At 40.3% G+C, this 18,994-nt stretch carries 17 protein-coding genes and 1 tRNA gene; 2 read left to right on the forward strand and 16 right to left on the reverse strand.

From position 1 onward, the window contains the following. Positions 1-40 precede the first annotated feature (40 nt). From HMPREF9447_RS08600 to HMPREF9447_RS08650, 11 genes are all read right to left on the reverse strand, one after another. Entirely contained in the window at positions 41-427 is a 387-nt protein-coding gene (locus HMPREF9447_RS08600) for an START-like domain-containing protein (protein WP_009129319.1), read from the reverse strand. 136 nt (positions 428-563) lie between these two features. Then, positions 564-1,001, reverse strand: a complete 438-nt coding sequence (locus HMPREF9447_RS08605; RefSeq protein WP_044138093.1) for a helix-turn-helix transcriptional regulator — start codon at positions 999-1,001, stop codon at positions 564-566. Positions 1,002-1,035: 34 nt separating this feature from the next. Continuing rightward, the gene (locus tag HMPREF9447_RS08610; protein ID WP_009129321.1) at positions 1,036-2,997 is read right to left on the reverse strand and encodes a discoidin domain-containing protein; all 1,962 of its coding nucleotides are present in this window, start codon (positions 2,995-2,997) and stop codon (positions 1,036-1,038) included. A 5-nt stretch (positions 2,998-3,002) separates the two neighbouring features. After that, entirely contained in the window at positions 3,003-4,670 is a 1,668-nt protein-coding gene (locus HMPREF9447_RS08615; protein WP_009129322.1) for an O-antigen ligase family protein, read from the reverse strand. Then, positions 4,667-5,578: a signal peptidase I gene (gene lepB, locus HMPREF9447_RS08620; protein WP_009129323.1), complete on the reverse strand. Its 912-nt coding sequence runs from the start codon at positions 5,576-5,578 to the stop codon at positions 4,667-4,669. The genes HMPREF9447_RS08615 and lepB overlap by 4 nt, the downstream gene beginning before the upstream one ends. Next, positions 5,568-6,446: a DUF1573 domain-containing protein gene (locus HMPREF9447_RS08625; protein WP_009129324.1), complete on the reverse strand. Its 879-nt coding sequence runs from the start codon at positions 6,444-6,446 to the stop codon at positions 5,568-5,570. Before HMPREF9447_RS08625 ends, lepB begins: the two co-directional genes overlap by 11 nt. Before the next feature lie 30 nt (positions 6,447-6,476). Further along, positions 6,477-7,475, reverse strand: a complete 999-nt coding sequence (locus tag HMPREF9447_RS08630) for a 6-bladed beta-propeller (RefSeq protein ID WP_009129325.1) — start codon at positions 7,473-7,475, stop codon at positions 6,477-6,479. A gap of 110 nt (positions 7,476-7,585) precedes the next feature. Further along, entirely contained in the window at positions 7,586-8,590 is a 1,005-nt protein-coding gene (locus tag HMPREF9447_RS08635) for a 6-bladed beta-propeller (RefSeq protein WP_009129326.1), read from the reverse strand. Between the two features lie 120 nt (positions 8,591-8,710). Further along, on the reverse strand, positions 8,711-8,944 hold the full coding sequence (locus tag HMPREF9447_RS08640) for an NVEALA domain-containing protein (RefSeq protein ID WP_009129328.1): 234 nt from the start codon (positions 8,942-8,944) through the stop codon (positions 8,711-8,713). A gap of 272 nt (positions 8,945-9,216) precedes the next feature. Continuing rightward, a complete protein-coding gene (locus tag HMPREF9447_RS08645) occupies positions 9,217-10,200 on the reverse strand; it encodes a BF3164 family lipoprotein (protein ID WP_394330286.1) in 984 nt (327 codons plus the stop codon). Positions 10,201-10,255: 55 nt separating this feature from the next. Further along, complete coding sequence (locus HMPREF9447_RS08650; RefSeq protein WP_009129330.1) at positions 10,256-10,498, reverse strand: NVEALA domain-containing protein; 243 nt, start codon at positions 10,496-10,498, stop codon at positions 10,256-10,258. A gap of 28 nt (positions 10,499-10,526) precedes the next feature. On the opposite strand from HMPREF9447_RS08650, the gene HMPREF9447_RS29255 reads away from it, so the two are divergent. After that, positions 10,527-10,655: a hypothetical protein gene (locus tag HMPREF9447_RS29255; protein ID WP_262482424.1), complete on the forward strand. Its 129-nt coding sequence runs from the start codon at positions 10,527-10,529 to the stop codon at positions 10,653-10,655. A gap of 11 nt (positions 10,656-10,666) precedes the next feature. Here the strand turns inward: HMPREF9447_RS29255 and HMPREF9447_RS08655 are convergent, their stop codons facing one another. Next, positions 10,667-11,779, reverse strand: coding sequence for a hypothetical protein (locus HMPREF9447_RS08655; protein ID WP_009129331.1), 1,113 nt, complete (start codon positions 11,777-11,779; stop codon positions 10,667-10,669). Positions 11,780-12,007: 228 nt separating this feature from the next. Between HMPREF9447_RS08655 and HMPREF9447_RS08660 the strand changes: the two genes are divergently transcribed. Next, positions 12,008-12,081, forward strand: a tRNA-Met gene (locus tag HMPREF9447_RS08660). 144 nt (positions 12,082-12,225) lie between these two features. On the opposite strand, the gene HMPREF9447_RS08665 is transcribed toward HMPREF9447_RS08660, so the two are convergent. From HMPREF9447_RS08665 to HMPREF9447_RS08680, 4 genes are all read right to left on the reverse strand, one after another. After that, positions 12,226-12,624, reverse strand: coding sequence for a VOC family protein (locus HMPREF9447_RS08665; protein ID WP_009129332.1), 399 nt, complete (start codon positions 12,622-12,624; stop codon positions 12,226-12,228). A gap of 115 nt (positions 12,625-12,739) precedes the next feature. Then, positions 12,740-14,047: a glutamine-hydrolyzing GMP synthase gene (gene guaA / locus HMPREF9447_RS08670; RefSeq protein WP_009129333.1), complete on the reverse strand. Its 1,308-nt coding sequence runs from the start codon at positions 14,045-14,047 to the stop codon at positions 12,740-12,742. Positions 14,048-14,245: 198 nt separating this feature from the next. Continuing rightward, positions 14,246-14,995, reverse strand: a complete 750-nt coding sequence (locus tag HMPREF9447_RS08675; protein ID WP_009129335.1) for a NigD1/NigD2 family lipoprotein — start codon at positions 14,993-14,995, stop codon at positions 14,246-14,248. A 746-nt stretch (positions 14,996-15,741) separates the two neighbouring features. After that, positions 15,742-18,939 carry a S41 family peptidase gene (locus HMPREF9447_RS08680; protein ID WP_009129336.1) on the reverse strand — a complete coding sequence of 1,066 codons (3,198 nt, stop codon included), beginning with the start codon at positions 18,937-18,939 and terminating at the stop codon, positions 15,742-15,744. Between the last annotated feature and the right edge of the window lie 55 nt (positions 18,940-18,994).

Below are 18,994 nucleotides of genomic sequence, written 5' to 3' on the forward strand. Positions count from 1 at the left end.
ATAAAAAAGGGAGTGTGGAAAATTTTTATATCAAAGTTAACTAAAAACCGCACGTTCTCCGCAAAGTATCCACCTGAGAGTCCCACAATTCGCGCAAATCGTTCACCTCGTCTACTGCCGCAAAGTCAGTTACTTCCAGCACGAAGTCGTTTGTCAGCTCATTGTTTGTCATCTTTAATTCAAAATATTCCCGCTCATATTCATCATCCAGCCAACGGAATCGAATAAAAGAGAATGCCCGCACGGCAATTATCTCTGCGTCACGATGTTCTGTCTTTCCCCAGAAGAAAGTAACGGTTTTATCGTCCGACTGCACCCTGTCTGCAAACCAGCCCTCCAAACCGGTGGGGGTACTTATCGCGGACCAAAGAATGCTTTTAGAAGTTGCATTCAAGAGGTATTCCCGATGAATTTTCTGTCTTTCCATAGTTCATATTTGCTTTTCTATTGCGGTGCCAAGATAGAGACTTTTTTCTAATTACAAAAAGGAATACGTCTTTTTTATTCATATCCTACAAAAGGCTGTTCTCCATTCTTTATATAAAACATCCATTTCGAATAAGTTAGCATTGTTGTATATACCTATCAAAACTATCTGTACCCGATAAAGACAGTTTAGCCTTGATACGCTGTTTTGACTTCAATACAGACCTGGGTGTAATATTAAAAAGCAAGGCAATAGTCTTATTAGGCAATCGAGCACGTATCAGATAGCACAATCTCAATTCCTGAGCACTCAAGTGGAATGATGCCAAAGTTTCTAACAAACAACCTCCATAAAACAAATCAATGACAATAAACAAACTATGCCACTCTGCCTCATCCCGAACAATTCCATAAGCCGGTTTTTGATGCAGACACAATAACTGTCCCATTGCAACCATAAGAGAAGAAGAACATTCAACTAATGCTGTAACTTTTTGATAGTCCTTCAGTTGCCTTGTCAATTGTTTATTACGATATAATAAGCAAGCACTCCAATTATCCTTATAAGTATCCATAATCTCTCTGGAGGAACTTTTATCGACGTTAATATCACCAAAATATTTGTCTTCGACCCTCATACTCAAAAATTCTTTCGTCATTGCCTGTTGTATGATTCTTCAGATATAACAAAGCATTCCGAGGTACAGTATATACTAACGAATCAGCAACAGCTGTTTGTCTGCCAAGAGAATTCCAGTTCCCTTTATCCCAGTAAAATAGTTCATAGACATGATCCTTATAAATAAAACTCACATCATTCCGGGGGGTATATATTGCTTTACTTACCCGATAAGATTTTCCTAAATCTAAACCAGCCCAACCGGTATCGGGAAATTTATAATCAAAAGATGTATCTGGATTACCATCAAAGACATTTGTATATTCACGCCTACCGTCGTCTCCATAACATCCCGGAGTACCTATGACCTGCCCCTTCAAAGGCAATGTATCCAAACTGTTTTCATAGAAAGAAAGTTCTGCTATATTACAATAACTACCTTTTCCACCACGATAGCGAACATACCTATATGCCCTATCCGGATCCAGATAAGCGACAGTATACAGCCGATAGGGAGCCTCTTTTATTAACAATAGCGTATCCACATTCTGAAAGTCCTTCTGATTGCTGCCCTCTATTACTCCACCAATCATACGAGTATTAAAATAATTCCTAACTGCAAAATAGAACTTCTTATAAACACTAATCTTATGACATTCTTGCAATGGATTAAGATAATGAATTTCCCCTGTATTATGATTTAGCGTAAAAGGATTGGATAATGCTTGAAGACCATTTTCATTATATGTTGCCAGAATAGCCACTATCCCTCCTTCTACATTATCAAAACAAGCAGCCTTCCTATTAAAAGAAGTATAAGCGACAGGAATCCATTCTTGTTTGTTTGCAAAACACAAGTATACCAATTCACCAGTACGAGGGCAATCATACAGTTCTTTTTGAGGAATAGTTATCTGTCTATTCTGTTGCCCCAGATAAGTAGCCGTTACATCATGAAAAAAAGGATATCTGAAAATAGGATGAACAGACAGCACATCTTTCAATTCTTTTGTCAATTCCTCATTCAGGCTATAAGTCACGCGATATACTTTTCCTTTAGTCATATCATATTCCGATGCCTTTTTCCACATTTTTTGATCAGGAAATTCCGCCATATATGTATTACGGTCCTTATCCAATATAAAATTCCAAAAATGCGAAGCATTAGTATCGCCACGCTGTATTACCCTATCCATACCACATGGAAAGCCAAGAGCACGCATCACATATATCATTGCATCAGCAAATTCACGACAACTTCCTGTTTTCCATTTCAATGCTACCGGACCTATATGAGGTCCTTTTGGGAAAAGACTTGTATAGCGATACTTCCCTTGTCTTAAAGTATCCATTAAAATCTGAGCCGCTTTTGTTATATCATTGCTATCAGCTGATTTGCGAAATTTATCGAGCAGAGGATTATATTTATCATACAACTCCTTACGCCATAACGAAAGAGGCTCATCCCCAATCCTATAAGGCAATATATACTCACAGAAATCCCCAAAATTTACATTTCCTCCCCATGGCTGTTCTTTCCAAACCTTGAATGCCCATTCTATATGTTCAACTAAGAAAGCGGAGTCTACCACTTCAATATCCTTTTTACGGCTAAGCATATCTATTGAAAACTCTCCATCCGCCTTTTTCAGTGAATCTACAATAAATTGAGCTCCTTTTATATTAGTGGAATGAGCCTCAAAATAACGAAGATATTTCTGCAATTCTTTCCCTTCATAGAAACCATAATAGGGCATGTTCTTTATAAGAAAACATGCAGCATGGTATTTTTGATTATCACTTTCCCGATAATGGCTTAACACCTTCAATAACTCACCTTTATTGGCACCTGCCATATTCAATGCACTTTCTAAACGGCTATCTTGTTGTTCAATGCAAGCAGATAAAAAAGTCAGAGCACACACGCATACAAATATATAAATACACCTCATATAAATCACTCCAGTTTATTTACTATTTTCTTTATTTCCTTACGCATCTCTTCGATTGCCGTCGAATGTACCTTAGGCTTTTTAGTCAACACAACATCAGCAACTTCTTTCAATTTATCGGGCCGATAAAACTCCGGTTCGGCATAAAGATTTGCTAATAAATAATAGGGATAAATCCTGCCCGGCAGGCGATGAACCGACCGTAGGAAAAAAGCTTCCGCCTGTTCATAACGATGCAGTTCCTGATAGTTCTTACCTATAATATTCAGAACCATTGGATCGGTAGAATATAGGCAAGCCTCTTTCAAATATTTATTGGACTCATTATAAAAGCCCGACTTATACAGGCTATGCCCGTACTCAAACAGAAACGCCCCTTTCTCCTTCAATACCGGATAAAGTTCTCCATAAGATTTATTGGCAACTTTATAAGCTCCCGAATTATAGAACATTTTTGCATACACCCACTTTCGGCAGGCATCTTCTTCTTGCTTCCACTTCTCCGTATAGCCGCCTATCCACAAAATGAGGCAAATACACAAGATTAGTGGTTTATAGATAAAATCTCCCACCCCGCAAGCAAGAAGCAGCAATATCCCTGCTACCACAAAAGCCGGAAAATACATAGGATAGGAAGAAAAGGAGAAGATAAGCAAAGACAGGATTGCACCGCAGATGCCGTAGCGCCCACGCTTCGCCCCCATCCATAAACATGTCCCAATAGCAACCAGCACTATTACACAGACGACAACTCCTTCCGTCAAAGCCAGCGACAAATATTCATTGAACACATATTCCGGACTTCCGACCACACGTTCTTCCCACTCTTCATAATCACCCCGAACAAAATAATCTTCCTGTGCCTCACCATACGCAAAAGCAAATCCCTTGTCACACCCCGATGGGTAGTTAACAATAGCCTGACAAGTTATTTTCCATAGAAACAGGCGGCCCAATGCAGAATCAGGTTTCAGAAGAAACGCCCCGACACCTCCCAATATCAGGATAAAAAGTGCACTCATTCCCAACAAAATAGATCGTTTCTTATACCTCTGCCACAACACATTCCATTTGCTTTTATCGCGATGCATATATGCTACCCAACCGCAACCAACCGCCGCAGCCACCCAGGCAGAGCGGCTCATTGTAGCGGGCAACACACAAAGAATCAAGATACCTGCTATGGCAACTACGACTTTCTCTATTTTATAGCGAACAGAGCGTTCCTTACAAGTACGGGCACGTAAATATAAATGCAAGCAGACAGGCAACACCATAGCCAAATACCCTGCATAGGGTCCCGGATTGAAGAAAGACCCTGTTAGTGCATAGCGGGAGTGACCTGAAGCGGAAAAGCCATACAATTGCCGCAAGCCCCAAACCGCTTCGACACTCCCCCAAAGCACCAAACTCCATGAAACATAGACAGAAAAACGAAAGAAACATATCACTTTTTTCAAGGAGTCTCTCTTCACAAGTTGTAACAGGCAGGTTATAATAATACAGGCGGCTGAAAACAGAGTAGATTTACCAAGCCATATCCATTGTCCTACATTTTCTCCCACAGGAAGTTCGAGTGTAACCACCCCTACCACACTCAACAAAGAGCAGACGGTAGCAAGCAGCAACACTACTACCACCTCTTTTACTCTATTTATCCATAGCCTTATCACTTTATCTTTTTAAATATCCGGTTCCACCTTATTTTATTTGTATTATTATCTACCGACTTCCATACCCTGACGGCTTTTCCCACAATAAAAGGTTCAGGCAATAATCCCCAATAACGGGAATCTTGAGAGTTCATGACCTTATCCCCCGCTACAAAATAATAATTTTCTATAAAGCTGTAGGTTTGTATCACACTATCATTCAGCGAAACAGTATCTCCACGTACAAACAATTTCTTTTTTTGTTCCCATTCTATTATGTTCTTATATAGAATAACATGCATAGAATCCATCTTCAAGTTATCACCTTTAGCAGGAATATAAAGAGGTCCAAAGTTTACTATGTCCCAAGTAAATGCCGAATTATAGGGATACCCCTTCATTACAATTCCCAGCTCTTCCGCTTCCCCCCTCTTCACTAAACCCATCAAAGTTTCTTGTGTCTCCACATTACCTAAATACGTATCCTTTCCTCGCACCTTATATCGTGCATCCTTTATTTCAAATGTATCTCCCGGCAATGCAACACAGCGCTTTACATAATACTTCATTATATCAAAGGCAATGCTATCCCAACGCTGTTTAGAATAGGGAAAATTAAAGACTATTACATCATTTCTTTTTATCTTCCCTAATCCCGGCAAACGATATATATGTGTGTCCTTTCCTTCCAAAGCATCCCATACATTGAACAAACGTCCTCCCATTACACCTTTATTCACCAAGATGTTATCTCCTGCAAGCAGAGCAGGTTCCATAGAATCAGAAGGAATTTTGAATGTGGCAATACAGATCACTTGAAGGACTATGCAGATCAATACCACTCCACAGATTATTAAGAATAGATTAATAATCTTATCAAGATACCAATCTAAGCTTCTTTTCGTATGGGAATCATTGCTATTCTGCATTTCCCGTTATTTTCAAAACTATCGGAGAAGTTTCCACATTGCAATATACGGTTATTGTCTTATCAAAATATTCAGGGTGCTCAGCTTTATAGGTGACATTCAATATCATCTCCTTTCCCGGCTGCACAGGCTCTTTGGAATAATCTACAGAAGTACAGCCACAGGACGTATTGACGTATTCAACAACTAATGGTTTATTGCCTGTGTTCTTTAAAACAAAAGCCGATTTTTGTTCCTTTTCCCAATCAAAGTTACCCAATGAAACAGAGGTTTTGCCGATATCCACTTTCGTTCTTATTACCTTGCTTTCATCTTTCTGTTCCACTACTTCTCCTTGAATAATCTTTAAGTACAATTCTTTCACTTTAGGATTATGGATAGGATTACCGATTGCCAAAACTTTATCATCCTTATCCAACAAAAATGTATGGAAGTTCATATCTGATACAGGAAAATGGTTCAATTCATTTAACCTATTCTCTTTATCAATGCAAATAGGATAAGTAAATCTCTCCGATTTTAATGTAATCAAAAGATCTCTTCTTTTCTCAGGAGAGAAAAAAAATAGAAACTTCACAGAATTCATCCCTAAGCTATCCACTTCTTCCATAAAAGTTTTCCATTTCTCCAATTGCAATTTACAACTTATGCAACCAATAGAATCCACATAAGTTAGGATTTTGTATTTTCCTGACATTGAAAAGTCAATAGTATCTTTATCCTGTACTGTAAATACAGGATTTGTGGGAAACAAAATTTCTTTCCCACTCCATATCTTCAACAATGCTGCAACATCCTCTTTCTTCTGATCGCCACAAGAAAATAGAGAAAAGAGAATAAAGATGGTTATAAAGTTTCTAAAGTTCATACCAATCAAAATTAACCATATCCTAATTTTCTAATTACTAATGTATTTTTCAAGATCAAGATAAGCAAATTGATATTCGTCGTCCAAATTCATAATAATTCGCTTATTCTCCTCATCATAACATAAATCATTAATTCTACGTCCTATATCTAATGTCTTTAAATAATCTCCCGTGATATTAAACACATGAAGTATCCTCGCCCCATCATTATGATTCCAATCTTCTCCTATGTATGAAACAACTATCTTATCACCACAGATAGCTGCATCTACAAAATGCTCCTTTCCATCACCATTTTCATCCCAATTAGGACCATAAACATTGCATTGTAATTCTCCATCCAGATTGTACAAGCTTATCAAATCATATCGCCGGTTACACTCCACCAATGTATTATATCGGGGTGAAACAGCAAAAGTCACCCGTTTCTTTTTATCTGCAGGATGAACATAATCGATCAGTTCTGCTTCTCCTGTTATCATATTCCATTTTCCACTGGTTTGTTTAAAAGAAGAAATGGAAGTCTCTACGAACGAACCATACGACAATGTATCATTAATATAATAATAGTCATCAGGAAAAGGCACATTTCCAAATTTCAATTTAACAGTTGGAGCATATAGAGAGTCATTTAAAAGGCTATCTAAATTATACCTAAGGATTTTCCGCTGTCCATTGTCTGTAACATATAAATCATGCTCCTTCTCATTCCATGCAATAGATCCAATAACGGCTATTTCTGTTGGTCCTTGACCTCTGTCTCCAAGACTCAATATATGTTTAAACGTATGTTTATCAAACACATGTACGAGATTATCAACCGACTTGTAATCGATGACAGCCAAATATTCACCACACATATATGGTTGTGCCACAGCACCTATCAGAACATCCTCCGTATCTATTTCCTTCACATCGTCTTTTACATTAACGATATTCGCCCTCCGGTTCTGTCGTTTCTCATTTATTTCCTTTGAAGTACATGCACCGCAGACTAAAACCACCAAAAGATATAACACTAATTTCATAAGCTATTATATAATCTAAAATTAATCATAATCGTTTTATGTAAAAGTATGATCCAAGATATTAATGGTGTTCTTTTTCTAATTTTCTTTCATTCTTTCTTTTTTACATATTATTCCAAAAGGTCATCTAAGTCAAGATAAGCAAACTGTATCTCATCATCTAACACCATTATAATCCGGTTATATTCTGAATCATAACAGAATATAATAATATTATAACCCACATTTAACGTCTTTATATAGTTACCATCCAAATCATAGACCAAAAGTTTAGAAACATATATATTACCCACATCAGGACTCCTCTCACCCGAATAGCCTACAATAATATGATTTTTACAAATAGCAATGCTTCCATAATAATAAATCATAGCATTACTCGTCGCATTGTCCCAATCAGGACCATAAATATAATGTTTAAGATTTCCTTGAAGGTCATAAGTGGCTAATAAATCGTGATGGTCATAGCTCACTGCTATCAGGTTCTTTTCCAAAGAAACTGCATATCGAATTCTTTTTCTTTCAACCTCCGGATGTCCATTTATCAATGGATGTATATCTCCAGTTCTCATATTCCACGTAACTAAAGACTCTTGAAAATGTTTGCCCGGTTCTGCCGTAACACAACAAGCATAACAAAGGGTATCATTGCCATAGGAAAGCATGACTGGTGTAGCTGCTTTATTCATATCTAATCGATATTTAGGCAAAGGATTTAACAAAACGCTATCTAAATCATAACCAGATATTTGCATCTTACCGTAATCAGCAACATATATACGTTGATGTAGCACGTCCGGCATAAGCTCCCCTAATCTTGTTATCTCATCAGGACCTTCTCCAGAATGTCCTATTCCTGCTATATATGAAAAATTCTTTTTATCAAAAAGAAAAATTTGGTTATCTTCAGAATAGCCATCGGATAAAATAAAATATTTGTCTAAGATATAAGGTCTTGCTCCTCCGCCAATAAGAGGAGTATCTATCACTATTTCTCTAACTAATTCTTTTACATTCATTATATTACCGGAATGACGCAAGTGTTTGTCAACGCCTGAATTATTAGAACATCCCCACAATAAGGTAAACAGAATAAAAAACAAAAGGTATTTCATAAAAACAATTTTAAGTTACATGAAATCTTAATACTGCATAAAGGAAGAGGCACATGAAAAATGTAACCTCTTTCCCTTATGTTTCTAAAAATACTCTATTGAGCAAAAATACAAGAATGATTACTGCCAATGTACCTCTCTCATGTCTGGGTATATTTTAAAGCAATGACAATACGAATTAAGACTGCTAGTACATCCATTCGGACAATCAGGGTTCACCTCATACCTCGCTAATGCTTCTACATTAGCCAACATCAAATCCGACATGGTATCTACTCTCTGATTTGCATAAATACCATATCCTGCAATCGCCGCAAATGCTGCAACAAATGCTATCTTAATCATTTTCTTCATACTATTCTTCATTTTTATTAGTATAAGATTATTCTTTTTTCATCATTTACCACAAGCACAATGCTCGTTTATCTTAGTCAAGATTATAAATCTTGTGAGAACTTTTTCATGCCATCCTATCGTAATGACAGAAAAAACACTTCCATCTCAGTTTTAATCACTACCTTTGCCAAGACCTCCTTTCTTTTTTGGGGTTATGGAACAAACGGTACACAATGCACCAACAAAACGTCCGCCGTTTGTTCCTTCTAATTGTATTATCTCTAAAAAAACTAAATTAATTTATATTCTATTATCGGCTCATCCTTATTCACATCCGTAGCTATCATAATGCCCTTCTGCTCATCTACCGAAATTCCATGAATATAGTGATCCAACGCGTACTTCCGAAGTGGTTTACCCTCCAGACTAAATACATAAATATTTTGTCCACCATTCGGTAAGTTAATACCTTGCTGCGCTTTCTGCATAATATCTTTAAATGCATGTCCTTGAAAGACAACATAAATAACATTATCCGTCACTTGTATATCACTGAATCCCATGATACCGGTCGGTATGCCATAGCCTTGGGATATCTGAAACTCCGGTTCGCCATTAGGCCCGATACAGGCAAGATGCGTGCTGTCTTTCAAATTATAGATTTCAAGCACCTCCCCCAGTTGAGTAGCTGCTACAAGTATTCCATTGCGAGGATTGTAATCAATAAAGCTTCGCCATGCCTGCGCTAAAGCAGGACGGGCATTCTTCAAAGCATCCTCATTGGCAGTAGGAATAGTCCCTATTTTACGAAGTAACCTATCCTGCCGACTTACCAAACAGAAGCGACTGTCGCCGGAATAATCGGGAGTGATAAAAGTGGAATCATCATATTGTACAAAGTCCAGTGTCCGAAGTAGTTCTTCATCCAGGCTCACGGCTTCCAAACGAAGCAAAGAATCGCCGGATGAAGCAAAACCTAATCGAGTTAATTCAGACTTATTAGAATCAAGTGTCCACAAAAAACTCCCATTCCATCGAAGATTTTCGGCTGAAAGCATCTCTTCGGGAGCATCGCCTCGTTTGCCGAAAGAGGACAAGTAATGAAAGTCGGGATAGTGAAAGGCATGGAAGAAATATTCCGTTCCATGCAAATCAAGCACTACAGCCTTGTCGTCCTGTACACGTACCCTATAAGGATAACGAAACAAAGCTGTATCCAATGACAAAGTCCGGGCTGTCAATTCTCTTGTTTCAGGAAAATCAACGTAGGACATAGTTCTCTCATCAGACACGGAAGTGCAAGCTGCGAAGAGAAATACTAATAATATGTTAATAGAGGTCTTCAAGGCTGTAACCGCTCATTACATATTCAACTTTATATTGAGTAATAGGGCAATCTACACTGCCTACACCTAAACAATAAGTATATCCATCTCCTTCACCCCGAGCTAAAGCTTCTATGTTTTTCAATAGCAAATCATCCATTTGTTTACTGGACTTCCGACTGCAAAACACAGTTATTGAGACAACTGCACACAAGCTGATAACAACAATTTTAATCTTGTTTTTCATATTCCACTATTTTATATTAGATATTTGTATGAGGCAAACAAGTAGTATTGCTCATAAATTGCCTGTAAAGGTAGATGAGTTCCTGCATCAAACCAACTATTTTGCCTTACAACGACTTACCAACCTTTATCAAGCACCTTTTGGTAAGCATTGGTAATTCTTTCTTTCCTATTCGTCATTAGCATTTTCCTCGATGGAATGGGGCATTTTCAAACAATAGAATCCATCCTTGTATTCTACAATAAGAGAAGAGACATCTTTCAACATTTCACGTAAACGACGGATAGCAGCATAAAGTTGGTTGGGATTTCCTTCCCCTCCCCATAGTTCCTTGTCTATTTCCACTGCAGTCAGTCGATAATCTTTTGTCCGTAAAAAAAGTTTCAACAAGATAATTGCTTGCGGCTGCACTTGCTGTATTTTTTCCCCATTCAACAAGATACCTTTTTCCGAATCCAAAATAGTCCCGTCAGCCAATTCATATAATCCGGTTTGTCCTACTTCTTCTTCCAAATGCATTTTTCTTTCAACAATTATCTTTTTCTCATGAATACAGACAACCGTTTCCTTTTTCACCAGCTTTCGTCGCAAGAAGGAAGTTATCTGCCTATAATATAAAAGAAGAAGGAAAAAACAAAGCCAAAGTAAAAATAATATCATGATGGGCGGCCCTACCTTTAACACCTGCCACCAGTTATAAGAAACAAAACCCGTTGCCTCCACTTCACAACGAAATCCTATATAACGAGACAACAAGCTATCTCCCCGTAGCACTTTTACACTGTCGGAAGAATAAACAGCGGAAGTATTTTTCAATAAATCAGTAGTTGAAAGACGAATACCGGTAGTAGCCGCAACAGATTTCCCAACCAATAAACTATCCCAAGATATATTCAGTATATCAACATTCAAAGGATGTTTCTCAAGCACATAGCTGAGCATCATTCTCTTTTCAGTATATTGAACAAGACTATTATCAAATTTCACACGCGGTATATCATAGTTGCGCGTTCCATACTTGCTTGTCAAAGTCACAGAACTTCGAAACGGAGTTTCCAATGTTTGTACTTCAGGAGAATCAGCAAGTATACATAACACAGCAACATCCCCCCGTTTCTGTACCTCCAGCTTTAACGCCTCCACAAATGTTTCCTCCGCCAATGCGTCCCATTCCAGTATCTGTTCCTTATAGCTATTATAGAAGATATAGACATATATCCCTGTAACCATAGTACAGATGAAAGCTCCTATCCACAAACATATTAATCTACCGGATTCCATAGTCTTGCCTTTTTATTCATAGCCCGTCAAACATTTTATTCTGCAAAATTAGTATAAAAAAGCCGATAAGCACACTAATCTACAATTAATCTGACAAGTAGGAAGAGGGAAAAGGGAGAAGACATCGCATCAGAACCAAGAAGAGAGAAGAAAAGTACAGAAAAAGATGCAAAAGTTTTGGAGATTTAAAGAAAAGCTATATCTTTGCACCCGCAATCGAGAAACGATGGCGGGATAGCTCAGCTGGTTAGAGCGCATGATTCATAATCATGAGGTCCCCGGTTCAATCCCGGGTCCCGCTACTGATGAAGATTTAGACTGTTGAGAGGCTTCCACTCTTGGCGGTCTTTTTTGTTTTCAGACCGTTCTCAATAGCAGGTGGCATTACGGATTTCCGATAAAGTTCACGGCTATCATTAGAGAAAGCCTCGTCAACAAAAATCTATCTATTCCACTTTCAAAGGTGTGAAAAGTTCAATTAGATTTTCCTCAGGATCTCTCAGGTAAACAACCCTCATCCCCCAATCAGGCATATCGGTTGGCTGATTAATAAGCTCAACACCCTTTTCAGAAAGGGTTTTAAAGGTTTCATCAACACTATCCACTTCAAATGATACCATCATTTTTTCCCTGCAATCAGTCGGCTGATTTTTGTCCACATTACCAACAGCAGGTGCCATAAGGTCGGACGTAAATATCGCCAATCCTTCGATACCTTCGGCTACCTTGAAACTTCCATAGCAACCTTCAATATTAAAAACTTCTTCTAAACCAAGTTTTTCGGTATAGAACTTGAAACACTTTTCATAGTCTTTGACTAGTAATCTTACATTGCTAAATTTCATAATTGTTTAATTTCAGATTGATTTAGTAACGATAAAAAAATAACTTGGTAAATGTTTCTTAAGAGTATCTACCAAGTTATTGTTTTATCGTTACTTAAAAGTTTATTCTATTCTTTTATTCCCACTCTATCGTCGCATTCGGTTTCGGCGACATATCGTAGCAAACACGATTTACATTCTTCACTTCTTTCAGAATACGGTCGGTGATTTTCATCAGGATGGGCCACTCCACCGGTTCAATGGTAGCCGTCATGGCATCTACCGTATTGACGGCACGAATAATAACCGGCCAGTCGAAAGAACGGGCGTTATCGCGTACACCCACAGACTTGAAGTCAGGTACTACCGTAAAGTATTGCCATACCTTCTTATCCAATCCGGCAATCTGGAATTCCTCACGAAGAATGGCATCGGATTCACGTACAGCCTCCAAACGGTCGCGCGTGATAGCTCCCAAACAACGTACACCTAAACCGGGACCGGGGAAGGGCTGGCGATAAACCATCTCATAAGGCAAGCCCAATTCCAAGCCACAGGCACGGACTTCATCTTTGAATAATTGACGCAAAGGTTCTACCAACTGGAACTTGAGGTCTTCGGGCAGTCCGCCTACGTTATGATGGGATTTCACCATTTTAGCAGTCTTCGTTCCGCTTTCCACAATATCCGGATAAATAGTGCCCTGACCTAAGAAGTCGATACCATTCAGTTTACGTGCTTCTTCTTCGAACACACGGATAAACTCACCACCGATAATCTTACGTTTTTGTTCCGGATCTTCCACACCTGCCAGTTTATTTAGGAAGCGGTCGGTAACATCTACATAAACAAGGTTTGCTTTCAGTTGATTACTGAATACTTCGACCACATCTTCCGATTCACCTTTACGCATCAGACCATGATTGACATGCACGCATACCAGGTTATCGCCAATTGCTTTCAGCAACAAAGCGGCTACCACAGAACTGTCAACACCACCCGACAGAGCCAGTAATACTTTCTTATCACCCACCTGACGCTTAATCAACTCGATCTGATCGTTGACAAAGTTCGTCATATTCCAGTTAGCTTCAGCTTTGCAAGTATCGAAAACGAAAGATTTCACGGCTGCCTTAATAGCTTCGATATCGTCTGCAAATTCAGCCAGTTTCACTGCACAAGTAGCCTTATCATGACCGGCAGCCATAACAGGAATACCCAGCGAATAGATAGCCGGATTTACGTCGATAGCAACGCCATCAATCACATTGTTCGGCCCACCATTGATAATGATACCCTTTACGTTGGGTAATGCTTTCAATTCTTCCACTGTGATGTCGTGAGGATAAATCTCACTATACACTCCTAATGCACGGATGGCGCGCGCCAATACCGTATTCTCATGACTACCCAAGTCAAGGATAACAATCATGTCCTGTTTCATCTGATTCCTTTTTTAGTTTTTATATTGTTAATAGTTTGACTTTACTTTCAATTCATCCGCAAATATAAAGATTAAAAAAAACGCAGCAATGCATTGATTCTCTAAAGTTTCATTTCAAATGAAATTGAGTATAAAAAAAGGAAGGATGTCCAAACTACAGACATCCTTCCAGTTATCAATCACAGTCTCACAAAAAAACTATTTCAAATCCTGTTTACTTCTTACCGCCGCAACTTCCGGATTAGCCGGTGTAAGAGACTTATTGGTGCAATAATCGAACTCTGCCGACTTTTCGCCAGTAAACGACTTCCATTTCAGTTTCAGTTTAACCGTTTTACCTTCCGTATCGGGCAGCCCATCCAATTTAAAGGCTACCAGACGGTCTTCTGTTGTTCCATAAGTATCCTCATACGCATTATGTCGGAACTCTACTTCATAAGGATTCTCAGGATTCTGCCCCAACAGCAGATTCACAAAATGCTTATTACGACCTCCCCATACAGTCCTGAAACGAAGTGTCAGATAACCGTCTTCCGCAATAGTCACCCAGTCATTTATAATCTCTACAGGATCAGTACCGTATATCTTATCATTTTCCTCTCCCAAATCCGGTGCGATGGGTTTTGTAAGGATACTATCTATCCAATTGATATGAATAGCTTTACTATAATCACCGCTTGACTCGTCCACTTCATCGTAATTCACCAAAGCTCTGACTTCTTTATCGCCAAAAGGAGATTTCTTCACATTAGTCGGCAATAATGTTGTTTTATCATCCAATTGTAAAAACAATGAACCGTCCGCATCGCTCTTCACCGTTACAAGAGCATTCGGGTACCTCAGGGAATAATTGTTATCGTCATCGTCCAGACAGGACTGAAAACCCAAAGTAAAAAACATAGTCCCCGCAAATAAAAGTGCTTTACTAAATACTGAATTAATTTTCATAGTGTGGTTCCTCCTATTAAACATTTTAAATAATTTCTCTACGTTATAGAAATGAAATATGGGGGAAAAGACTGCATGGTATATTGTTAATTAACAATAATGTGTCAGAGAGAATAATGCGCATCGCATAACCCTTCTCCGACTAACCACCAAACCGCAAACCGGACAGAGGGCTAAACAGACATTTTTCCACTTACGAAACATCTCATTAATAATCAAGACATTGAAGTTTCCGACAGGTAGGAAACGATCGTTTCTATTGGCGGAAACGACTGTTTCTAACAGCAGGAAACTGTCGTTTCCAAGCCTTAGACACGAGCGTTCCCATTAAAGGAAACTGTCGTTTCCATTAGGAGAAACTGCAGTTTCCATCAAGGGGAACGGGCGTTCCCATCAAGGGAAACTGACACTCGCATTGCTGGACTGATTTCACCCTATAGGAATGAAAAGAAAATGCAAACGGTATATAAACAATGAAGCCCTACAGAATACAAATAAAGGCAAGGCCTTCGCACACAATTCAACAACATTCGCATAAAATGCTTATATGGGCTGGTAATAAAGGAATTAGGCTCTATAAATGTAAAGAAACAGAACGAAAACGGTGTAGGTAAGTGATTTATCAACACTTACCTACACCGTGCCTACACCCCGTTAATCAGCTACATATCTGCAACTTACGCATCGGGTGTAGGAGTGCATGCAAAAAGGCATAAAACTCTTCTTTGTACAGCAAGCAATTCTCACTACTTACTGAAATCTCTCGGAGCCGGAACAGGAGGCAACGGCTTGCGATTCTGTAATTCTTTCATCACCTCCTCAATAGCCTTATTGAGCTGTTCATCCTCTCCGTTCCATTCCTTCAACGGATCATTATCAATCAGGATATCCGGATCTACACCATGATTTTCAATAATCCACTGCCCCGTCTTCGGGTCATAGCTGGTGAAGAAGGGCACACGGATATCCGTGCCGTCCATATAAGGAAGTGGGCCACTGATGCCGACAATTCCTCCCCAAGTACGTGTTCCAATCAGCTTTCCAAGTCCCAGTGCACGGAAGCCCCACGGGAAGAGGTCGCCATCGGAAGCGGAGTATTTATTTATCAGACAAACCTTCGGACCTACCTGCACAGCATCAGGCACAGTACCCGTTTTAGTAGAACCACGACGCATCGTCACACGATAAGGTTCGCGGGACAAACGTTCCAGAATCATCGGTGAAACATTACCGCCACCATTGGCACGGTCGTCAATTATCAAACCTTCCTTATCGAGTTGGGGATAGAAATAACGGGCAAACTCATTCAATCCTTCCGGTCCCATATCAGGTATATAAATATAACCGATACGGCCTTTTGAAGCCTCATCCACCTTCTTCAGATTATTCTGCACCCAATTATAATGATAAAGAGGATATTCATCTTCAATCGGACTGATGACAATCTTTGTGGCACCTGCCAACTGGGGTTTGCCGTTCAGCGAAATCTCTGTCGGCACACCGGCTTTGCCCACCAGCAATGCATACAGGTTCTTCACGGTATTCGTCGGCACACCGTCAATGGCAACAATATAGTCTCCCACTTTGGCTTCAATGCCCGGCTCCGTCAGCGGCGAACACAGTTCCTTGCTCCAGGAAGCTCCGGTCAGTATCTTCTCCAAACGGAAAAAACCACTCTTATCAGCAGATACTTCAGCACCCAGCAGACCGGTCTTTATGCGTTTAGGCTTTTCCGCCTCACCCGGATTGACGTATGCATGACCGCAATTCAATTCACCAATCATTTCACCAATGATATAGTTCAAATCGAGACGCGTCTTTGCATAAGGTAACAGGACGGCATATTTCTGTTTGATAGCCTTCCAGTCCACCCCATGCATGTTTTCCAGATAGAAGCCGTCACGGTAGGCACGCCAAGCCTCATCAAATATCTGCGCCCATTCTTTGGGATAGTCCACAGGGATGGACATATTATCAAGATTAACAGCAGTGCTTAGGTTAGCCTGTCCTGCGGGAATATCCGTTACGTAGACTTGCTCGTCTTTGTAGAACGTAGCTTTCTTGCTGCCCGGAGTAACAAACATCATAGCACCATCGACCACCGTTTCTTCTTTCTGTTCTCCCAGATCGAAGACTTTTGTACCGCCACGTCCCCAGTAGTAGACTTTCTTTCCGTCGGAATAGAAATTGCCGTAATAAGAAGCAGCCACAGGCAGTTTGATGATGCGTTCGGCGATACCTTTCGGACTGAATTTCACGAGGGAGTCCTTCGGGGTTTCGCCCTTTGTGCTGTTGCTTACTCCCGCATCTTTCTGCAAGAAAGGCGACGGGGTATCTTCTGCCAACAAGGCAATATAAACTCCGTACATATTATTGTAAACATGGTTCCACTCCAACCAACCATAAGTCGGATTGAAGTCGCGGGCAGACGAGAATATCAGATATTTACCATCGGTACTGAATACAGGTGAAGAGGAATTATACCATTTGTCCGTTACTGGATACTCTTTTTTATCAGCAATGTTATAGACGTACACAATGGTGATTTCATTATCCGCATCCCGGGTGTAGGTCAGCCACTTACTGTCCGGTGAGAAGGTGACATCATCCGGTTCGCTCACCGGGTCCTGCAACAGCATGGTCACCCGGCGTGAGGCTACATCCAACAGATTGATGCGGTTCTTACGGTCGGTATAAACTATTGTTTTACTATCCGGGCTCCACTCAAAAGTGCGGATATATGTATCGTTACCTTTGGTCAGTTGCACCGGGTTGCCTTCGATGGCATCTTGCAGATAGAGTTCTGTTTCTCCCGTAGTATCGGAGATATAAGCGATGAACTTCCCATCGGGCGACCACTGGGCACTGCGCTCGTGAGCACCGGGAGTACGGGTGATATTCTTGGTCACTCCCTTGGTTGCCGGAAGGTTGAATACTTCGCCACGAGCCGTGATTGCCACCCGTTCTCCATCCGGAGAGGTGCTGATGGATGTAATATACTTGGCACCCTTCTTAATATCGCCACGGGCATAGATGTTATCGGAAGCAAGGCTGATATTCACCTTCTCGGGTTTACGGGTAGAGGCATCCATCTTATAGATGTATCCGCCATTCTCAAAGACAAGGGTATTGCCGGAAGCACTCGGGAACTTGACATCATATTCGGTAAAATCAGTCACCTTCTCCGTTTGTTTCGTCTTTGTGTTGTAGACGAAGATATTCATTGTGCGGTCGCGGTCGGAAAGGAAAAAGATATCGTCGCCAATCCACATGGGGAAGATGTCCTGAGCCACGTTATTCGTGATATTCTCCACCGACTTCTTGGCGGGATTGTATATCCAAATGTCATCTGCCATACCGCCCTTGTAGTACTTCCAGGTGCGGAATTCGCGCATGGTGCGGTTATAGGCCAGTTGTTTCCCGTCGGGAGAGTAGCTACAAAAGCCACCTTCGGGCAGAGGAATGATTTCGGGCAAGCCGCCTTCTTGGTTAACAGTATAGAGTTTGCCGGAAAAACCACTGCTGATGCGGTTACGATATACGATTTGTTTGCCGTCGGGGCTCCATGCCATTACGATATTATTAGGCCCCATACGGTCGCCCAAGTCATCACGGGCATTGGTTGCAGTGTAAGTAAGGCGCTGCGGTTCGCCGCCTATGGAGGGGATGGTATACACTTCCGTATTTCCATCATACTGGCCTGTAAAGGCAATTGTCTTACCGTCCGGTGAGAAACGGGGAAACATTTCGTATCCCACATGTGAAGTCAGGCGCTGCGCCTCTCCTCCTGTGACAGGCACTTTGTAAAGATCGCCTGCATACGAGAAGACAATCTCACTACCGTTCGTGGCCGGAAAGCGCAACAAACGCGCTTCATCTGCCGCAGAAAGCCATGCAGATGCACCGATCAGAACGAATAAGGATAAAAGTAATTTCTTATTCATGCTATTTGAATTTAGTCAACTTACAAAAGTAAGAAAAGAATAAGAATAATTACAC

This window comes from Bacteroides oleiciplenus YIT 12058, assembly GCF_000315485.1.
Taxonomy (GTDB): domain Bacteria; phylum Bacteroidota; class Bacteroidia; order Bacteroidales; family Bacteroidaceae; genus Bacteroides; species Bacteroides oleiciplenus.

Bases quoted from the DNA above. Each gene is read 5' to 3' on its own strand.
- HMPREF9447_RS08675 (WP_009129335.1), bottom strand. From the start codon at position 14,995: ATGAAAATTAATTCAGTATTTAGTAAAGCACTTTTATTTGCGGGGACT.
- HMPREF9447_RS08625 (WP_009129324.1), bottom strand. From the start codon at position 6,446: ATGAACTTTAGAAACTTTATAACCATCTTTATTCTCTTTTCTCTATTT.
- HMPREF9447_RS08600 (WP_009129319.1), bottom strand. From the start codon at position 427: ATGGAAAGACAGAAAATTCATCGGGAATACCTCTTGAATGCAACTTCT.
- HMPREF9447_RS08610 (WP_009129321.1), bottom strand. From the start codon at position 2,997: ATGAGGTGTATTTATATATTTGTATGCGTGTGTGCTCTGACTTTTTTA.
- guaA (WP_009129333.1), bottom strand. From the start codon at position 14,047: ATGAAACAGGACATGATTGTTATCCTTGACTTGGGTAGTCATGAGAAT.
- HMPREF9447_RS08680 (WP_009129336.1), bottom strand. From the start codon at position 18,939: ATGAATAAGAAATTACTTTTATCCTTATTCGTTCTGATCGGTGCATCT.
- HMPREF9447_RS08655 (WP_009129331.1), bottom strand. From the start codon at position 11,779: ATGGAATCCGGTAGATTAATATGTTTGTGGATAGGAGCTTTCATCTGT.
- HMPREF9447_RS08650 (WP_009129330.1), bottom strand. From the start codon at position 10,498: ATGAAAAACAAGATTAAAATTGTTGTTATCAGCTTGTGTGCAGTTGTC.
- HMPREF9447_RS08605 (WP_044138093.1), bottom strand. From the start codon at position 1,001: ATGGATACTTATAAGGATAATTGGAGTGCTTGCTTATTATATCGTAAT.
- HMPREF9447_RS08640 (WP_009129328.1), bottom strand. From the start codon at position 8,944: ATGAAGAAAATGATTAAGATAGCATTTGTTGCAGCATTTGCGGCGATT.
- HMPREF9447_RS29255 (WP_262482424.1), top strand. From the start codon at position 10,527: ATGAGGCAAACAAGTAGTATTGCTCATAAATTGCCTGTAAAGGTAGAT.
- HMPREF9447_RS08635 (WP_009129326.1), bottom strand. From the start codon at position 8,590: ATGAAATACCTTTTGTTTTTTATTCTGTTTACCTTATTGTGGGGATGT.
- lepB (WP_009129323.1), bottom strand. From the start codon at position 5,578: ATGCAGAATAGCAATGATTCCCATACGAAAAGAAGCTTAGATTGGTAT.
- HMPREF9447_RS08665 (WP_009129332.1), bottom strand. From the start codon at position 12,624: ATGAAATTTAGCAATGTAAGATTACTAGTCAAAGACTATGAAAAGTGT.
- HMPREF9447_RS08630 (WP_009129325.1), bottom strand. From the start codon at position 7,475: ATGAAATTAGTGTTATATCTTTTGGTGGTTTTAGTCTGCGGTGCATGT.
- HMPREF9447_RS08645 (WP_394330286.1), bottom strand. From the start codon at position 10,200: ATGTCCTACGTTGATTTTCCTGAAACAAGAGAATTGACAGCCCGGACT.